This is a genomic window from Vibrio hepatarius (assembly GCF_018860525.1).
Classification (GTDB): Bacteria; Pseudomonadota; Gammaproteobacteria; order Enterobacterales; family Vibrionaceae; genus Vibrio; species Vibrio hepatarius_B.
Genome location: NZ_JAHKPM010000042.1, coordinates 11,994 through 27,012, shown reverse-complemented (window position 1 = coordinate 27,012; position 15,019 = coordinate 11,994). Strand labels below are relative to the sequence as shown.

At 40.6% G+C, this 15,019-nt stretch carries 16 protein-coding genes; 11 read left to right on the top strand and 5 right to left on the bottom strand.

Annotation, left to right across the window (positions count from 1 at the left end; all coding sequences use genetic code 11):
- Positions 1-312: 312 nt before the first annotated feature.
- From KO511_RS12025 to KO511_RS12015, 3 genes are all read left to right on the top strand, one after another.
- The gene (locus tag KO511_RS12025; protein ID WP_006960450.1) at positions 313-522 is read left to right on the top strand and encodes a cold-shock protein; all 210 of its coding nucleotides are present in this window, start codon (positions 313-315) and stop codon (positions 520-522) included.
- A gap of 68 nt (positions 523-590) precedes the next feature.
- Positions 591-1,130 carry a YaeQ family protein gene (locus KO511_RS12020; protein ID WP_215987665.1) on the top strand — a complete coding sequence of 180 codons (540 nt, stop codon included), beginning with the start codon at positions 591-593 and terminating at the stop codon, positions 1,128-1,130.
- A complete protein-coding gene (locus tag KO511_RS12015; RefSeq protein ID WP_252724346.1) occupies positions 1,123-1,659 on the top strand; it encodes a hypothetical protein in 537 nt (178 codons plus the stop codon). Before KO511_RS12020 ends, KO511_RS12015 begins: the two co-directional genes overlap by 8 nt.
- A 37-nt stretch (positions 1,660-1,696) precedes the next feature.
- Here the strand turns inward: KO511_RS12015 and hmpA are convergent, their stop codons facing one another.
- The gene (gene hmpA / locus KO511_RS12010) at positions 1,697-2,869 is read right to left on the bottom strand and encodes an NO-inducible flavohemoprotein (RefSeq protein WP_215987664.1); all 1,173 of its coding nucleotides are present in this window, start codon (positions 2,867-2,869) and stop codon (positions 1,697-1,699) included.
- A 240-nt stretch (positions 2,870-3,109) separates the two neighbouring features.
- On the opposite strand from hmpA, the gene norR reads away from it, so the two are divergent.
- From norR to KO511_RS11985, 5 genes are all read left to right on the top strand, one after another.
- The gene (norR, locus tag KO511_RS12005; RefSeq protein ID WP_215987663.1) at positions 3,110-4,699 is read left to right on the top strand and encodes a nitric oxide reductase transcriptional regulator NorR; all 1,590 of its coding nucleotides are present in this window, start codon (positions 3,110-3,112) and stop codon (positions 4,697-4,699) included.
- A 51-nt stretch (positions 4,700-4,750) separates the two neighbouring features.
- Complete coding sequence (locus tag KO511_RS12000) at positions 4,751-5,110, top strand: glutaredoxin domain-containing protein (RefSeq protein WP_215987662.1); 360 nt, start codon at positions 4,751-4,753, stop codon at positions 5,108-5,110.
- A gap of 20 nt (positions 5,111-5,130) precedes the next feature.
- Complete coding sequence (locus KO511_RS11995; protein WP_215987661.1) at positions 5,131-5,757, top strand: HAD family hydrolase; 627 nt, start codon at positions 5,131-5,133, stop codon at positions 5,755-5,757.
- Between the two features lie 107 nt (positions 5,758-5,864).
- A complete protein-coding gene (locus KO511_RS11990) occupies positions 5,865-6,755 on the top strand; it encodes a DMT family transporter (RefSeq protein ID WP_252724345.1) in 891 nt (296 codons plus the stop codon).
- Between the two features lie 52 nt (positions 6,756-6,807).
- Positions 6,808-7,431, top strand: coding sequence for a glutaredoxin domain-containing protein (locus KO511_RS11985; protein WP_215987660.1), 624 nt, complete (start codon positions 6,808-6,810; stop codon positions 7,429-7,431).
- Between the two features lie 70 nt (positions 7,432-7,501).
- Here the strand turns inward: KO511_RS11985 and KO511_RS11980 are convergent, their stop codons facing one another.
- The gene (locus tag KO511_RS11980; protein ID WP_215987749.1) at positions 7,502-7,849 is read right to left on the bottom strand and encodes a hypothetical protein; all 348 of its coding nucleotides are present in this window, start codon (positions 7,847-7,849) and stop codon (positions 7,502-7,504) included.
- Between the two features lie 61 nt (positions 7,850-7,910).
- Complete coding sequence (locus tag KO511_RS11975; RefSeq protein ID WP_215987659.1) at positions 7,911-9,089, bottom strand: multidrug effflux MFS transporter; 1,179 nt, start codon at positions 9,087-9,089, stop codon at positions 7,911-7,913.
- Positions 9,090-9,201: 112 nt separating this feature from the next.
- On the opposite strand from KO511_RS11975, the gene KO511_RS11970 reads away from it, so the two are divergent.
- Positions 9,202-10,080 carry a LysR family transcriptional regulator gene (locus tag KO511_RS11970; protein WP_215987658.1) on the top strand — a complete coding sequence of 293 codons (879 nt, stop codon included), beginning with the start codon at positions 9,202-9,204 and terminating at the stop codon, positions 10,078-10,080.
- Between the two features lie 124 nt (positions 10,081-10,204).
- On the top strand, positions 10,205-12,055 hold the full coding sequence (locus KO511_RS11965; RefSeq protein WP_215987657.1) for a putative bifunctional diguanylate cyclase/phosphodiesterase: 1,851 nt from the start codon (positions 10,205-10,207) through the stop codon (positions 12,053-12,055).
- Between the two features lie 30 nt (positions 12,056-12,085).
- Here KO511_RS11965 and KO511_RS11960 read toward each other — a convergent pair whose 3' ends face one another.
- Positions 12,086-12,598 (bottom strand): nicotinate-nicotinamide nucleotide adenylyltransferase, encoded by a 513-nt coding sequence (locus KO511_RS11960; protein ID WP_215987656.1) that lies wholly within the window; start codon positions 12,596-12,598, stop codon positions 12,086-12,088.
- Positions 12,599-12,705: 107 nt separating this feature from the next.
- On the opposite strand from KO511_RS11960, the gene nadE reads away from it, so the two are divergent.
- Positions 12,706-13,533 carry an ammonia-dependent NAD(+) synthetase gene (gene nadE / locus KO511_RS11955; protein ID WP_215987655.1) on the top strand — a complete coding sequence of 276 codons (828 nt, stop codon included), beginning with the start codon at positions 12,706-12,708 and terminating at the stop codon, positions 13,531-13,533.
- Positions 13,534-13,638: 105 nt separating this feature from the next.
- On the opposite strand, the gene KO511_RS11950 is transcribed toward nadE, so the two are convergent.
- The gene (locus KO511_RS11950) at positions 13,639-14,997 is read right to left on the bottom strand and encodes an MATE family efflux transporter (RefSeq protein ID WP_215987654.1); all 1,359 of its coding nucleotides are present in this window, start codon (positions 14,995-14,997) and stop codon (positions 13,639-13,641) included.
- Between the last annotated feature and the right edge of the window lie 22 nt (positions 14,998-15,019).

Here is a 15,019-nt window from a genome sequence, read left to right as displayed (position 1 = left end):
TTTTTATCAAAAAAATATCGGAATTTCGAATGTTACACTGGTTTGACTGTAAACAGTAATATTTTCGAAACCCTACTCAGCGCAAGTTTCCAATGAAAAATCGTAGAAACAGAAAAGTATCATATGAATTTTATTGACTTAGTGCCACTTACCTTTAGACTATGAGTCAGCTAGAAAACGGTTCTTGTTTTTATTTCGCCGTTTCGTTGGATTTCTTGTATTTCTTCCGTGACGTCGTGCGCAATAGCAATCTCCTTTTCCACGCTATCGTTGCCGTTATGGCTTTTAAAAGATTTATCAAGGAAAAACATTATGTCAAACACTGTTACTGGTACAGTAAAATGGTTCAACGAAACTAAAGGTTTCGGTTTCATTCAACAAGAAAACGGCCCTGACGTTTTCGCTCACTTCTCTGCAATCACTGGCGACGGTTTCCGTACACTAGTTGAAGGTCAGAAAGTTGAGTTCACTGTATCTCAAGGCCAAAAAGGCCCTCAAGCAGAAAACATCAAATTAGTTTAATTTTTAAACTAAAAGAATTTTATTAGCCAGCATTATGCTGGCTATTTTTTTATGTGTAGCAAATAATCATGGCACTAAAACCGACTATTTTTAAATTCCGGCTTTCGATTTCAGATACTAATAGAGACCAATATAGCTCACCACAGTTGACCATAGCTCAACATCCGTCAGAGAATACAGCTCGGATGATCGCTCGCGTGTTAGCATACTGCATAAAGTACCAAGCAGAATTAACATTTACCAAAGGTCTATCATCGATCGAAGAGCCAGATCTTTGGGTAAAAGCATTAAATGGTACGATTTCACATTGGATTGAAGTCGGCGAGCCAGCACTCGATCGTATAAAAAAAGCGACTCGCTTAGCTGATAGAGTGGATGTTTTTAGTTTTACTAGTAAGTCTAGTACTTGGTGGGAACAAACTAAAAACAAATCACACCAGTATGATGCTCATATCTATCGCCTTAGCTCCGAGGGTATAGAAGCCTTATCTGAAGTGATTGAACGTGGGATGGATCTGTCTATTATGATTAGTGGAACAAGCGTATTCGTTGATTGTGATAAGGGCTCATTTGAAATTCAAATAGAAACACTACAATCCAATGAGTGAACTCAACCAAGCGTTTCAAAAGATAGGTATTAGTTCACTACCACTAATCCATGATCACCCACAACTATGGCAACAATTTTTGCAACAACATTCGGTGTTGTTTACCAATGTGAAGCAGAATAAACCCAACATAGCAGATGAATCTCACCTGTTGGGGATTTTAACCAAAGCGCATATTGAATGCCTATCAAGTGTTGAGCTCAATCAAACGGCTGTAAAAACCATGTGGCAGACACTAAACAAAACGTTAGGTACCGAATATGCCAAAAGTCTCGAGTATCAAGATTTTCACATACTAATGCTAGTTACGCATGTTTGGCTCTACGTCCAAGGTTACTTAAACATGGATTTCAGTCTAGCTAACGATCATGCCGATGCAACAGCAAAGACAATAGCAAAGCTGTCACATTCAGATATTCACGAGATTCGGACTCAGTTTCTCGCTAGCTTTTACCTTGGCAACAAAAGTTCGCCCATTGCATCAAATCGATATTCAATTTGGAATTGGCTAAAAAATAACTTCAGATAATTGTATAGGGCCTCCTTAAGAAAACCCTTTTCAAACATTATAAGTAAGCATGAGGACCAAAGACTTCGTAATGGATACGATCTCTTTGTACCCCGTGATCTTCTAACTGCTTCACCATGATTTCCATGAATGTAACTGGGCCACAAAGGTAAAAATCAGCACAACTTAAAGACAATGAACTTGCTATCGGAGCTAGGTCCATTTGACCTTTAAAATGGGCCCCACCATTCAAATACCAAGTAAATTGCTGCCAGCCACATTGGTCAATAAGCTGCTCAGTTTCATGCTTAAAAGTGTGCTGATGAGCATTGTTACAAGCATAAAGGTAAGACACACCTTGTTTACCAGCATCCGCTAGTGCTTGTAGCATTGATTGCATAGGCGTTGCACCTACTCCAGCAGAAATAAGCACAACAGGCGCTTCTTTCTCTTGATAATAAAAATCACCTGCTGGTGCGTATAAGTGAACAATGTCACCTTCAGTCACTTCATCGTGCAGAAAATTAGACACCAAGCCTTTATACTCACCCACTTCACGTTTGACTGAAATACGGTAATTATTACCATTGGGTTTTTGAGATAAAGAATACTGACGAATCTCATTATGCTCCCCTGACGATGGCTTAACTTCAACACCAACGTACTGCCCAGGAATATAATCAAGCACCTTACCACCATCGACAGGGGCCAGTACAAAACTCATCACTAGTTCAGATTCTCGAGTTTTCTCTTTTACAATAAACTGACGTGCATTTTCCCAGCCACCGATTGCTTGCTTTCTTTGCAGATACAATTCTCCCTCACGGTCAATAAATACTTTTGCAAGAAACAAATAAGCAGCCGTCCATGCTTCTTCTACCTGCTCTGTAAATGCGTCTGGTGCTAATTCACGTAGTGTCTCGATTAAATGATGGCCAACTATCTGATAATGCTCCGCTTGAATATTGAAACTGGTGTGTTTATGAGCAATTCGCTCAACAGCAGAAGCCAATGCCTCCAAGCTTTCAATATTCTTTGCGTAAGCAGCAATCGCTTCAAATAAAGCCACACTTTGGCGACCTGTCTTCTGATGCGTCATATTGAAGATGTCTTTCAACTCTGGATTATGTGAAAACATACGCTGATAAAAATGCTGAGTTAAAACTGGTCCGGCACTTTCTAGCAAAGGAATGGTACTTTTTACAACGTCAATATGCTGGTTATTGAGCATCTATATATTCTCCAAGTATGGTTACTCTTACCATGCTTTTGCACAATCAGTGCCAAGTCACCAAAACGCGTAATTACTTGGATTCTAGTGAATAATTCGTCTTATGAAAGTCATTTAGACCTATTGAAATAAGTCCAAATGACTCTATAATAGACTAATAACACACTGGCTGTGACTGTTTTTTAACCGCCCCAATTAACTGCAAAGGCATCACAATTCATTCTGGAGTCTAACGCTAGCATGCAAGATATTTCTGTTTCTACTTTAATCGATATGACAATTGGCCTTGCTACTGGTCATAATGAGCAAGAGCGATTTCACAAATTGCTTGATGCCATTCGCAAAGCGATTCAATGTGATAGTATCGCGCTACTTTCATTACAAGGTGAAACTCTTATTCCACTCGCTATCCAAGGCTTGACAAGAGACACGCTAGGACGTCGATTTATTATCAGCGAGCATCCACGCTTAAACATCATATGTTCATCAAAAGTGGCAGTACGCTTTGATACCAATTGCGATTTGCCCGACCCGTTTGATAATTTGCTAATTGATTACGAAGGTGACCTACCCATGCATTCCTGCATGGGCCTACCACTTATCTATGCTGATAAACTTCTAGGGATACTGGCACTTGACAGCTTAACGCCCAATGTCTTTGACCAAATTCCAACACGTAGCTTAGAGGCTTTGTCAGCAATCCTAGCTTCAACACTTAAAGTGGCTATGACAGTCAATCAACTCGAACAGCAAGCAAAACAAACTCAGCAACGTTTTGAAGAACTAAACGAAGATGCATGGGAACGAGAAGGAGGAGAAATCATTGGAACAAGTCAAAAGATGCTCTCGTTAAAATCGGATATCGAGGTAGTTGCCCCCTCCCATTTTAACATCCTTATCAACGGAGAAACTGGTGTCGGTAAAGAGTTAGTAGCCCGAAGCATTCACCACTTGTCCAATCGACGCAAACAACCCTTAGTGTATGTTAATTGCGCTGCTATTCCTGAAAATTTAGTTGAGAGTGAACTGTTTGGGCATGTTAAAGGGGCATTCACTGGCGCTGATAAATCACGATTAGGCAAATTTGCTCTTGCAGATGGAGGGACACTTTTTTTAGATGAGATAGGTGAGCTTCCACTCAATGCACAAAGTAAAATCTTAAGAGCTCTACAAAACAATGAAATCCAGCCAGTGGGCCAAGATACTGTTGAAACTATAAATGTTCGTGTATTAGCTGCAACCAACCGCGATCTCCCCGAAGAAGTCGCTGAGGGACGATTTAGAGCCGATCTTTATCATCGATTAAGTGTTTACCCAATCAGTGTTCCTCCACTGCGTCAACGCGAAGGCGACATCATCCTTCTAGCGGGTTACTTCCTCGAGCAAGCGAGACGTAAGCTTGGTATTGTTCAAATCAAACTAAGTAAAGATACTCAACATCTACTGCCACGTTACAATTGGCCAGGCAATGTGCGTGAATTAGAGCATGTTATTAACCGTGCTGCATTAAAAGCTAGAGCACGAGTTGACAATGCCAAGCTGATTTCGGTATCAATTTCAGATATTGGGGAACTGAATACCCTACCAATTAAAATACCCACAGACCAAACTTCTTACTCAACTTATATGCCAGAACCAACTTGGTCAAAAGGGCTACGTGAATCGACAGAAGATTATCAAAGGCAGCTAGTTACACACGCGCTCACTGAAGCTGAGTTTAACTGGGCCAAAGCTGCTCGCCAATTAAAAACAGACCGTGCGAATCTAACCCGACTTGCCAAACGGCTGGGCCTGACAGTGACAAAGCAGCACAAGATCAGTACTCATTAAAGGCCAACTTGGGTACAATGTTGCTATAAATACCATGTTGTAAGGAATATTATGAAGTTTGTCCGTTGGTTCTTAGGCCGTGTAATTCTATTGCTCAATTTTATTTTCTCACCTAAAGGTGTCAAACGTTCTACCCAAGAACAGCAAAAAATTGATGATAAAACAAATCAACTCACCCTCTATCAATTTGAAGCTTGCCCATTTTGTGTCAAAGTACGCAGAGCAATGAAACGCCAATCATTAAATATTGAATTACGTGATGCCAAAGCGAACCCGCAGCATAGATCCGAGCTTGAAATGGGCGGAGGCACAATAAAGGTACCTTGCCTAAGGATAGAAAAAAATAACACGGTAGAATGGATGTATGAATCATCTAATATTGTTGAGTATCTAGACAAAGAGTTCACATAACGTCTACTGAGGGAGTTCACATGGAAGTCATGGATCTAAACATAGAGAAAATCAAAGCCATCGTCTTTGATTTGGATAATACTTTAGTAAGCTCAAGTCTAAATTTCAAATGGCTTAGATCACAAATAGGTTGCCCGGAAAGCATTGATTTACTTACTTTTATTGATAATATAGGTTGTTCCCAATCTGCACAGAAAGCAAAGAAGTTAGTCCTTAAACACGAACTTGATGACGCCAATCATTCGACTCCTATGCAAGGTTGCCATGACTTACTCAGTTACATTGAACAAAATAAACTGTACACCGCTATTATTACACGTAATTGCTACGAAGCATCCCAACGGAAAGTGGCACAGCATAAATTGAACATTTCACGTATCATCAGTCGTGAACATTTCCCACCTAAACCAGCCCCAGACTCTTTGTTAGCGCTTGCCGATGAATGGCAGTTATCATCTCCACAAGTGCTTTATGTGGGCGACTATGTCTATGATTTACAAGCAGCCAGCAACGCAAATATGCCTTCTTGTCTCATCACTCATGGTCAAGCAAGTCCATTTGCTCGTTTTGCATCGGTGAGCGTAGCAGAGTTAGATGACCTCCTTGCTTTGCTAAAAAACAATGTTACACGTGCTTTAGTAAGGTGATTAAGCTGACTATTTCGACAAAAAATCAAATAATAAACAGTGAGATAGATGACGAGTAAGCAATAACATCGTATGATTCTGCATACTCAATTTCTGAAAAGATAATTATGGTTTCAAAATCCCATCACCCAGTACAGGGAGCAAGTTGGATGCTCATGGCTGGATTAGCGTTTGCGTTGGTAAATAGCTTTGCGCAAGTTGCCAGCATTAAATTCGGCTTAGCCTCTACAACTATCGCTCTAATTCAATATGCGATAGCATTGATAGTTATTTTGCCGTATTTAAAAACACTTGGTATTCGTCAATCCTTACGTACAAACCACCTCGGTTGGCATATATTTCGTGTCTTCATTTCTGTCATCGGCATTCAATTGTGGCTATGGGCCCTCGCTTATCCTGTACCTATTTGGCAAGGCATAGCTTTATTGATGACATCCCCACTTTTTGCGACCGTGGGTTCAGGTCTATTTTTAAAAGAAAAAGTGGGGGTAGCACGCTGGGGAGCGACAGTATCTGGTTTTATTGGTGCCATGCTCATCTTAGAACCTTGGGCAGATGACTTTAGTTGGGCGACATTACTCCCTATTGGTGCTGCATTTTTTTGGGCCTGTTACTCATTAATGGTAAAAAAATTATCTTCTGATGATTCACCATCCACCATAGTTGTCTATTTACTGATTTTGATTACTCCATTTAATATTTTGCTCGCGATACCCGACTGGCAAACACCAATAGGCGGTTCGATCTGGCTAGTACTATTCGCAGCCGGTACTCTGACGGCTTTAGCCCAATGGGCGGTCGTAAAAGCTTATTCTGTTGCAGATGCGTCGTTTGTACAGCCTTTTGATCATGCTAAGTTACCATTGAATGTGCTGGCCGGCTGGGTTGTCTTTAGTTGGATTCCACCCGGTAGATTATGGCTTGGCGCGGCCATTATTATTGCATCTGTTGCTTTTATCACTCAATGGGAATCAAAAAAAACTCGCCAATTGAAATAAATACCCGCTAATCCCGTTCTATTAATTGTAGATAGGTATGGGAGAGAGTTCTATGACAGATCCAATCAAAATAACGCTATATCGCTGGGGTGGCAGTTGGGGACCATTTAGCGTCAAAATTCCTTGTGGTGAATGTACGCTAACCAAAGATATTCTAAAAGATACATTTGAAAATGAGTTGTCTGAAGTCGCCGTTGAACTGGAAGTCAAAGACTGGTTATCTCACTGGTGGGAACCACTTAAGGTGGGTGCATGGCACGCGCCTATTCTTATGATTGAAGGTAAAGTTGTCAGCCAGGGTGAGGCGTTAAATCGAGGGGTCTTAGTTCAATCTGTCATAAAAGAATGGACAAAACGCGACACACTTAAAGGTAACATTGTATACGGCAAAGCCACCTGTCCATATTGTGTCAAAGCAAAGAAACTGCTCGATGATGCTGGAATTGAATACCAGTACCATGATGTCGTTAAAGATAGCGCCGCGTTATATCGAATGATCCCTGAAGTCAAAGCGATTATTGGTGAAAAAACACCGGTCACTGTCCCACAAATCTGGCTTGATGGCCAATATATTGGTGGTGCGGACAACCTCACTGCTTGGCTTGAGAAAAAAGGACTAAATAAAGTTCCTGATAACGTCGTCAATTTAGAAAATAATCAAAGTTCTGCTGGTTAAAAAATAAGACCTCAATGGTTGGTTGCCCTACTATTGAGGTCAGTTCATAATCTAGAACTTCACTATTGAATTACCGTTTGGGCTGCTGAAACGTTTTACCGGCAGCTTGGTAAGTTTCTTTTCGTTTTACGTCAAACATAACCTCAAAGAACCAAGCAACAAAACGAACAACATCATCACCTTCGTTCATAATATGCTCAACATATTCCTGGTCTTCGCCCTGCAGGCTTTTCTCAATAGTCACGTGGTAAATACGTTGTTCACCTTCAACCTCTGCCAGAGCAAACTGACCAGCCAGTGATAACGCAGCTTGAGCTATTTCTTCATCTTCACTAACTTTTAGTAATTCTAAGACTTGAGGCAAGTTATCTTGCTTACAAAGTACAGTAACTAATTGAGCAAATTCTTTGTGCTCCATCATCACTCCTTCAGAATATGTGTTAACTAGTCAGCGCATTGTAACAGGGAGTTGATGCCTTTCAAGCAAACTCTTGGCGTATGAATGGCTTTACGCGACTCACATACAATACGATGACCATAGTGGCCGCACAAATAAGATAAAACACACCTAATGCTATGCTACTTCGTATCCAACTCTCAACTAAATAGCCACCGAGCAATCCAGCAAAACACATTTGGATAGCACCTGTTAAAGCAGACACCGCTCCGGCCTGTCTTTTATACGGTGCCAGTAACGTCGCAATGGAGAGCGGGAAAGATAGACCTTGTGCAACCACCATCCATGTAAATGCCCAAGTAATATTAAATATGGTCAAATCTGCCACAATTAACCATACGCCCGACAGCACAATAATACCGGCTGCTAACCCAAGAATTTTCCGCGAATTTAAGTAACGATTCAGAACATTTAATGCTAAAGTCCCGGCTAACAAACCCGCTGAGGGTACCACCATCACAGTTCCATATTGAGCCGTCGTTAAGCCCAATTCGTGTTGCAGAATAAATGGCATTACAGACAAGGAAACGACACATGCTAAATAAGTAATCCAGTTATAACTCGCGCTAAAAAATACTTGTTTACTCTTGATCAGCTTTACATAATTTGATGCCACCGTTTTTATGTTGAATTTTGTTCTTTCATAAGTCATTGTTTCGGGCAATAAGTAGTAACCCAAAACAAAAGTCGCAGCCAGATAGGTAAACACAAAGACAAAGACGGACTCCCATCCAAAATAGAATGCCACCCAGCCACCAAGCACCGGTGCAAGAACAGGCATGATAGATGCGGTTACTGAGACATACGATAGTGCTTTTGTTAATTCCTGACCATCATAGCAGTCTCGAAGCACGCTCCGACCCAGAACTGAGGCACTTCCAGAACCTAATCCTTGTAGTAATCTGCCAACGACTAACAACCAGAGATTATGGCTGTATAGGATACAAAGCAAAGTGCCGATCAAATACACACCCTGACCTAAAATAAAAACGGGCCGTCGGCCAATAGCATCTGATAAAGGGCCATAAAATAGCTGTGAACAACCAAACCCGATAAGAAATAGAGTCACCAATAGTTGTGCATCGGACTGACTGATTTGTAAGGCGTGACTGATCATAGGGAGTGAAGGTAGATAGATACTGACACCTACCTGCCCTGTAGAAATAATTAACATCGCCATTAAAATCGGCGCTCTTTTCATCACAATACCTCACATAGCCCATGTGCAACAAAGTTTAGATTAAACTCTATATAATGATAATATCTTCAATTGGAAAATGATTACTTCCATACAGGAAAGAGTAAGGTAGAAAATGGATTGGATCCAAAGCGTACAGAGCTATATACGAGTTGTAGATGAAGGCAGTTTTAATGGTGCTGCTCGGAAAATGAATACGACGAGTTCTGCGATAAGTAAACGTATTCATTGGCTTGAAGAAAGAATTGGCGTACAACTACTTAAACGCACCACCCGTAGTGTTACTCAAACTGAAGCAGGAGCACTTTTCTATCAGCAAGCGAAAATTCAATTAGAAGGATGGCAATCAATTATTGATGAAACACGCTCAGTTAATCAAACACCTGCTGGCCTATTGAAGATAGGTGCTACCATTGCCGTGGGCTCTAAGTTCCTAGTCCAATATCTGGATGATTTTCTCCAGATGTATCCAGATATACGAATACAATTAATTACCACCACTCCAGGTCAGTTACCGGAACTCAGTTTAGACCTTTTTATTAGTAGGGAACTAGAACAACTTAACTCTTTGAGCTTTAAGGCTACAGCTCTATTCGAGCACAAAGCTGGTTTCTACGCTTCTCCTTTCTATTTAGATAAATATGGGGAGCCTGACAATATCGAACAACTCACCCAGCACAACACTCTAATTTGGGGAGAAAGGCCCCAGCGGGAAGTCAAACTCAACACTGGTAAGAGAATTATCCTGACAGGTAACCTTGCAACAACCAATCCTGAGGCCCTCTACTACGCAGCAAAAAATGCTATGGGCATACTCATTTCAAATGACGTCATGATCAAAGATGAATTAAAATCTGGAGCGCTAAAAAGAATTTTGCCATCAATAACTACTGATGAAACAACTGTATATGCCTACTACCCTAAATTAGATTACCAACATACCCGAACCAAACTGTTTCTCGATTATCTTAAAAATAGATTGATAGACGAATAGGCTAGCAGTAGTCGAGAGAAAAAACTTTGCCAAAATTTGAAATAATATGAGACCTGTACCATATTTAATCATAGCGTTACCAATAAATAAGTGATTTAAATCACGACAAAGTAGGTAAGTTCAAATGGCTAGGACACCAGTACAGGTGACATCTATGGATTTAGATGTCATTAATAGTACGTTGCAACTTGATGGTACAGAGTTGTTAAATCAAGTGACCAAAGTGTTGAATCAACACTTTGGTACATATTGCACCTGTATCGTAGAAATTGATAAATTTAATTCCAATGGCTATTGTTTATCTCAAGCCTGCTTTGAATCTAAAAGTGTCCCCACTTCTTACTCACTAAGAAGCACCCCCTCATTTCGAGTTAGCCATTCTCAGCTTGATTATTTACTTTACACTCAAAACGTTTCTTTGCAATTTCCTGAAGACACATACATCCGAGAGCATGAATTAGAAGCTTATATCGGTATTCCACTAAAAACAGTATCAGGTGAGGTACTTGGCGTTCTTTTATCAACATTCAAGCAACCAATTGAAAACCCAAAAGAACTGATTTATTACCACATATTACTCGCTAATATGGTAGTACACAGTTTGCGAGTAAAGTGGCTCGCTGCACGATCAGATAGCCTCGTTAGACAACTCAGTTACGAAGTCTCTCATGATAATTTAACAGGCCTACTGAACCGAAGTTACTTATCCGATAAGCTTGAACGTTTAACTGAATCACATGCTGACTACTTGGCATTAGTCTATGTCGATATTGATAGCTTCAAATCCATTAACAACCTATATGGACAATATGTTGGTGATCAGGTGCTTAAGTTTGTCGCACATACGATTGAGTCTTCACTTCATATCAGACAACTTGCTTTTCGTATCTCTGGTGACGAGTTTGCATTCATCACCTACGCTAGTGATCCTGTAGAAGCATGTCGGCTTATATTGGCAAAGCTCAGTGCTGGTTACACTGATCCTGTACATAATGTGAAAATCAATGTCAGCATGGGTATAGCGATCACATCAGATAATAGAGTGAATGCCGAACAGTTGATTCTCAATGCCAGTTTGGCACTGAAAGACTGTAAACAGTCGAGAAAATCACAAATAAGATGCTATGATACTGAACTAAGTGCAAAATACTATAGACGTACCCGAGTAATTGATGCCTTACGAAAAGTGCTTACATCAGGCCATAAAACATCAAACGAGATTCATGTTGTCGCTCAACCCATCGTCAAGCTAGGTCAAGAGCACTGGCATTATTTTGAGATTCTAGCTCGTTGGGAAAGCCGCACGCTTGGTTTTATCTCACCAACCGAATTCATTGAAGCAGCCGAACAATCAGGTTTAATCGTCGATTTAGGCGAAAGGATTTTTGAGCTAGCATGCTGGGCCAAAAAACAATTGGAAGCGGGTTTAGGGCACAAAGTGAAGTTAGGTATTAATTGCTCTGCACATGAGCTCAATGATCCTCATCGATATCTTACACATATCACCTCAACAATTGGTCGTTACGGGTTCAAGCCCGAAGAGTTCACCATAGAACTCACCGAAACTGTACTACTCACACAGGCAAGTGAGATTGGGGATATTCTCGATAAAATGAGGAAGCTCGGTTTTTGTATTGCTCTTGATGATTTCGGAACTGGTTATTCAAGCCTCAACTACATTCACAGATACCCAATAGATTGCATAAAGATTGATGCGAGCTTTATTCGTAATATGTTCAGCAACCCAACATCTGAACGTTTGATCTGGTTAATTATCCAACTTGCCAAACAACTCAAGGTTGATCTTGTTGCAGAAGGTGCTGAAACCCAGCAAGCGGTTGATAAACTACACCAAATGGGTTGTGCTCAAATTCAAGGGTATTACTACTCACGCCCGCAACGACCTGAAGCCATTATTGAAGCACAAAACAACATAGGCCCTACTGAGCCACCACCCGAAGTCATTACCTGTTGAAGGTCAAAGACCTTAAAAACGCTGTAAAGATTAATAGAACTTGTTATTGTTCAGTAACTGGCAGACTCTCGGTGTTGTCAGGGTGCTAATATCTTGTTTTTTTGCGATTGACTGCCGGATATCGCTGCTTCGCACTTTAATTTTCTCTGGGCAAGCCATTACCGACCAATTGTTGAGAATTTCATCTGCTTGATAGAACTTAGAAAAATTAAACAGATTATCTGGCCCCATAATAAAAGTAATGTGATCATTAGGGTGTTGATTTTGAAGTTCATTCAAGACAGCATAAGTTGTCACACTTTGTTCTGGCTGGTATAACATCTCTTCAATACAGCTTAGCTCCACATTAACCATCAATAAATCTTCAATGAATGCCTCAACCAGATGACATCGTTTTGCGTATTCAAGCATCTCTTTACCCCATGCATGGGAGATACTTGGTACTAGCAAAATACGATCAAAGTGCTGCAACGAATCAATAACACTCTTATGACCAAGGCTTGGTGGGTTAAAAGCACTGCCAAACACCGCAATTTTGTTCATTTTTTTCCCTGATATATGTGAATTCACTGTTCATAGTTTTCTAAACCGTTCTTTGAGGTATGATATTACTATTATTCCGTAAAATCATGCTTGCAGGAAGAAAACCTATGGAACAGCAAATCCGTGACGAAATGCGTGTACTACCATCAATTGATCCTCAATTTGAAATCACCCGCCGTATCGCATTTATTAAGAACAGGCTAAAGGATGCACGATGTAAAACATTAGTGCTGGGTATCAGTGGTGGCGTTGACTCGACCACTTGTGGGCGTTTGGCACAGATCGCTATCGATGAGCTGAATAGTGAAACAAATGCTGGGTACCAATTTATCGCCGTTCGCCTGCCCTACGGCGAGCAAAAAGATGAAGACGAAGCCCAAATTGCCTTGGAGTTTATTCAACCCACTCACTCTGTATCGGTAAATATCAAACCTGGTGTTGATGGTCTACATACATCCTCACACCAAGCTTTGGCGAATACAGGTTTGTTCCCAACTCAAAAAGAGAAAGTTGATTTTGTAAAAGGCAACGTAAAGGCCAGAGCAAGAATGGTAGCACAATATGAAATCGCAGGATATGTTGGCGGTTTAGTCTTAGGCACAGATCATTCAGCAGAAAACATTACCGGTTTTTATACAAAATTTGGTGATGGCGCATGTGACTTAGCACCTCTTTTTGGCCTGAGCAAACGTCAAGTTCGCGAGCTAGCAGACACCCTAGGTGCTCCTAAAGTCCTAGTAAACAAAACACCAACTGCCGATTTAGAAGAGCTAGATCCACAAAAAGCTGACGAAGATGCCCTGAGCCTCACTTATGACCAAATTGATGATTTCCTTGAAGGCAAGTCTGTATCACAAGACACATCAGACCGCTTAATCGCAATTTACAAAGCAACGCAGCACAAGAGGTTACCCATTCCTACGATTTACGACTAACTCAGGTATTCTCCACATAAACAGCGACAGAGCTTATTTTATTACTCAAATAAGCTCTAAAATCACTGCATACAGTGACTACTATTTGTATATAGCACGAACAACCTAAGTGCCAAAGTTTGAAATGCACTCTGCTCTATCTGGCCGTGAGTCACGAAAGTAATTCAACAACATAATAAGTGCCATTATTGCTGTCAAAAATTCTGCAAATAAAATGCTCACCCAAATACCATTGCTAGGAAAAAGCATAGGGAGTAAAAGCATACCAAGAACGACAAAAATGAATCCGCGAGATAAGGCAAGCACAGTCGCACGTTGTGGTTTCTCAATCGCTTGAAATAAATTGGCAACAACGATATTGAACCCCATCAGTGGCACAGCGAAAAAATAGTATGTTAATGCTGTCACCGCCAATGATATCAACTGGGTTAAATTACCTAAATATAACGATGCTATAAAAGGAGCGGATATCCAGATAATGATGAGAAATAAGCTACCGCTGATAATCGCTACCTTTAGACCTAATTTTATAGTTTCATCAATCCTAGGCTGTCGCTTTGCTCCATGGTTGAAGCTAAGAATCGGCTGACAAGCTTGTCCAACAGCGACCATAACAAATAGTGCGAAAACACCAATATTGGTATTTAGGCCATATGCAATAATGTAACTCTCTTCAAACTGAGTCAAAAGAATATAGTTAAACAATATTATCGTTAATGCAGATGCCATCTCAACACAAAATGAAGGTACCCCCATTGCCAGAATATCTCTGGCTTTGCTGAAACCAATCCCTTTTAAACTAAGCTTTAGAGAACCCCGAACACGCGCAAAATGACTGAGAAGAATGAGTGACATAACCAGCTGGGCAGTGATGGTTCCATACGCTGCACCCTTAATGCCCATTCCCATTTCCATTATAAATAAATAATCAAATAACAAATTTACAATGGCTCCAGAAGACATAGCGTAAGTTGCCAATCTAGGGTTAGAATCATTGCGTACAAAACAGGATAAAACCCAAGTACCAGAATAGAGCGTGAAAAATGGTAACATTATGAGAAGATAATCACGCGCTAGCTGAGCTATTATTCCAGACGCACCAATTAGAGTCAGAAGGTCATCGAGCCAAATAATGGCTAAGGCAGCTGTTATAATTGAAGTAACAACGATCAGCAGAGTTGATTGACTGAACCAGACCTGACTCGAGTTAATCTTTCCCTTGCCTATATCTATGGACATTTTTGCCGCACCGCCAATCCCTATCATCATCGCAAGTGCAGTAAAAATAGAAAACACTGGCATTATAAGTGCGAGAGCACCGAGCCCCTCCACTCCAATCCCTATGCCTATAATTAACCCATCACCCATAATAAACAGAGATTTAGTAAGCATTCCGGCCAGTGCAGGCCATAAATACTGATAGAAAGATGTGGAAATCGGATCCTTGTTTAAATTGACTGTCATAGAACTAACACTACCGAATAAT

Coding starts and splice junctions, on each gene's coding strand:
- KO511_RS12025 (WP_006960450.1), top strand. CDS start 313: ATGTCAAACACTGTTACTGGTACAGTAAAATGGTTCAACGAAACTAAA.
- KO511_RS12020 (WP_215987665.1), top strand. CDS start 591: ATGGCACTAAAACCGACTATTTTTAAATTCCGGCTTTCGATTTCAGAT.
- KO511_RS12015 (WP_252724346.1), top strand. CDS start 1,123: ATGAGTGAACTCAACCAAGCGTTTCAAAAGATAGGTATTAGTTCACTA.
- hmpA (WP_215987664.1), bottom strand. CDS start 2,869: ATGCTCAATAACCAGCATATTGACGTTGTAAAAAGTACCATTCCTTTG.
- norR (WP_215987663.1), top strand. CDS start 3,110: ATGCAAGATATTTCTGTTTCTACTTTAATCGATATGACAATTGGCCTT.
- KO511_RS12000 (WP_215987662.1), top strand. CDS start 4,751: ATGAAGTTTGTCCGTTGGTTCTTAGGCCGTGTAATTCTATTGCTCAAT.
- KO511_RS11995 (WP_215987661.1), top strand. CDS start 5,131: ATGGAAGTCATGGATCTAAACATAGAGAAAATCAAAGCCATCGTCTTT.
- KO511_RS11990 (WP_252724345.1), top strand. CDS start 5,865: ATGGTTTCAAAATCCCATCACCCAGTACAGGGAGCAAGTTGGATGCTC.
- KO511_RS11985 (WP_215987660.1), top strand. CDS start 6,808: ATGACAGATCCAATCAAAATAACGCTATATCGCTGGGGTGGCAGTTGG.
- KO511_RS11980 (WP_215987749.1), bottom strand. CDS start 7,849: ATGGAGCACAAAGAATTTGCTCAATTAGTTACTGTACTTTGTAAGCAA.
- KO511_RS11975 (WP_215987659.1), bottom strand. CDS start 9,089: ATGAAAAGAGCGCCGATTTTAATGGCGATGTTAATTATTTCTACAGGG.
- KO511_RS11970 (WP_215987658.1), top strand. CDS start 9,202: ATGGATTGGATCCAAAGCGTACAGAGCTATATACGAGTTGTAGATGAA.
- KO511_RS11965 (WP_215987657.1), top strand. CDS start 10,205: ATGGCTAGGACACCAGTACAGGTGACATCTATGGATTTAGATGTCATT.
- KO511_RS11960 (WP_215987656.1), bottom strand. CDS start 12,598: ATGAACAAAATTGCGGTGTTTGGCAGTGCTTTTAACCCACCAAGCCTT.
- nadE (WP_215987655.1), top strand. CDS start 12,706: ATGGAACAGCAAATCCGTGACGAAATGCGTGTACTACCATCAATTGAT.
- KO511_RS11950 (WP_215987654.1), bottom strand. CDS start 14,997: ATGACAGTCAATTTAAACAAGGATCCGATTTCCACATCTTTCTATCAG.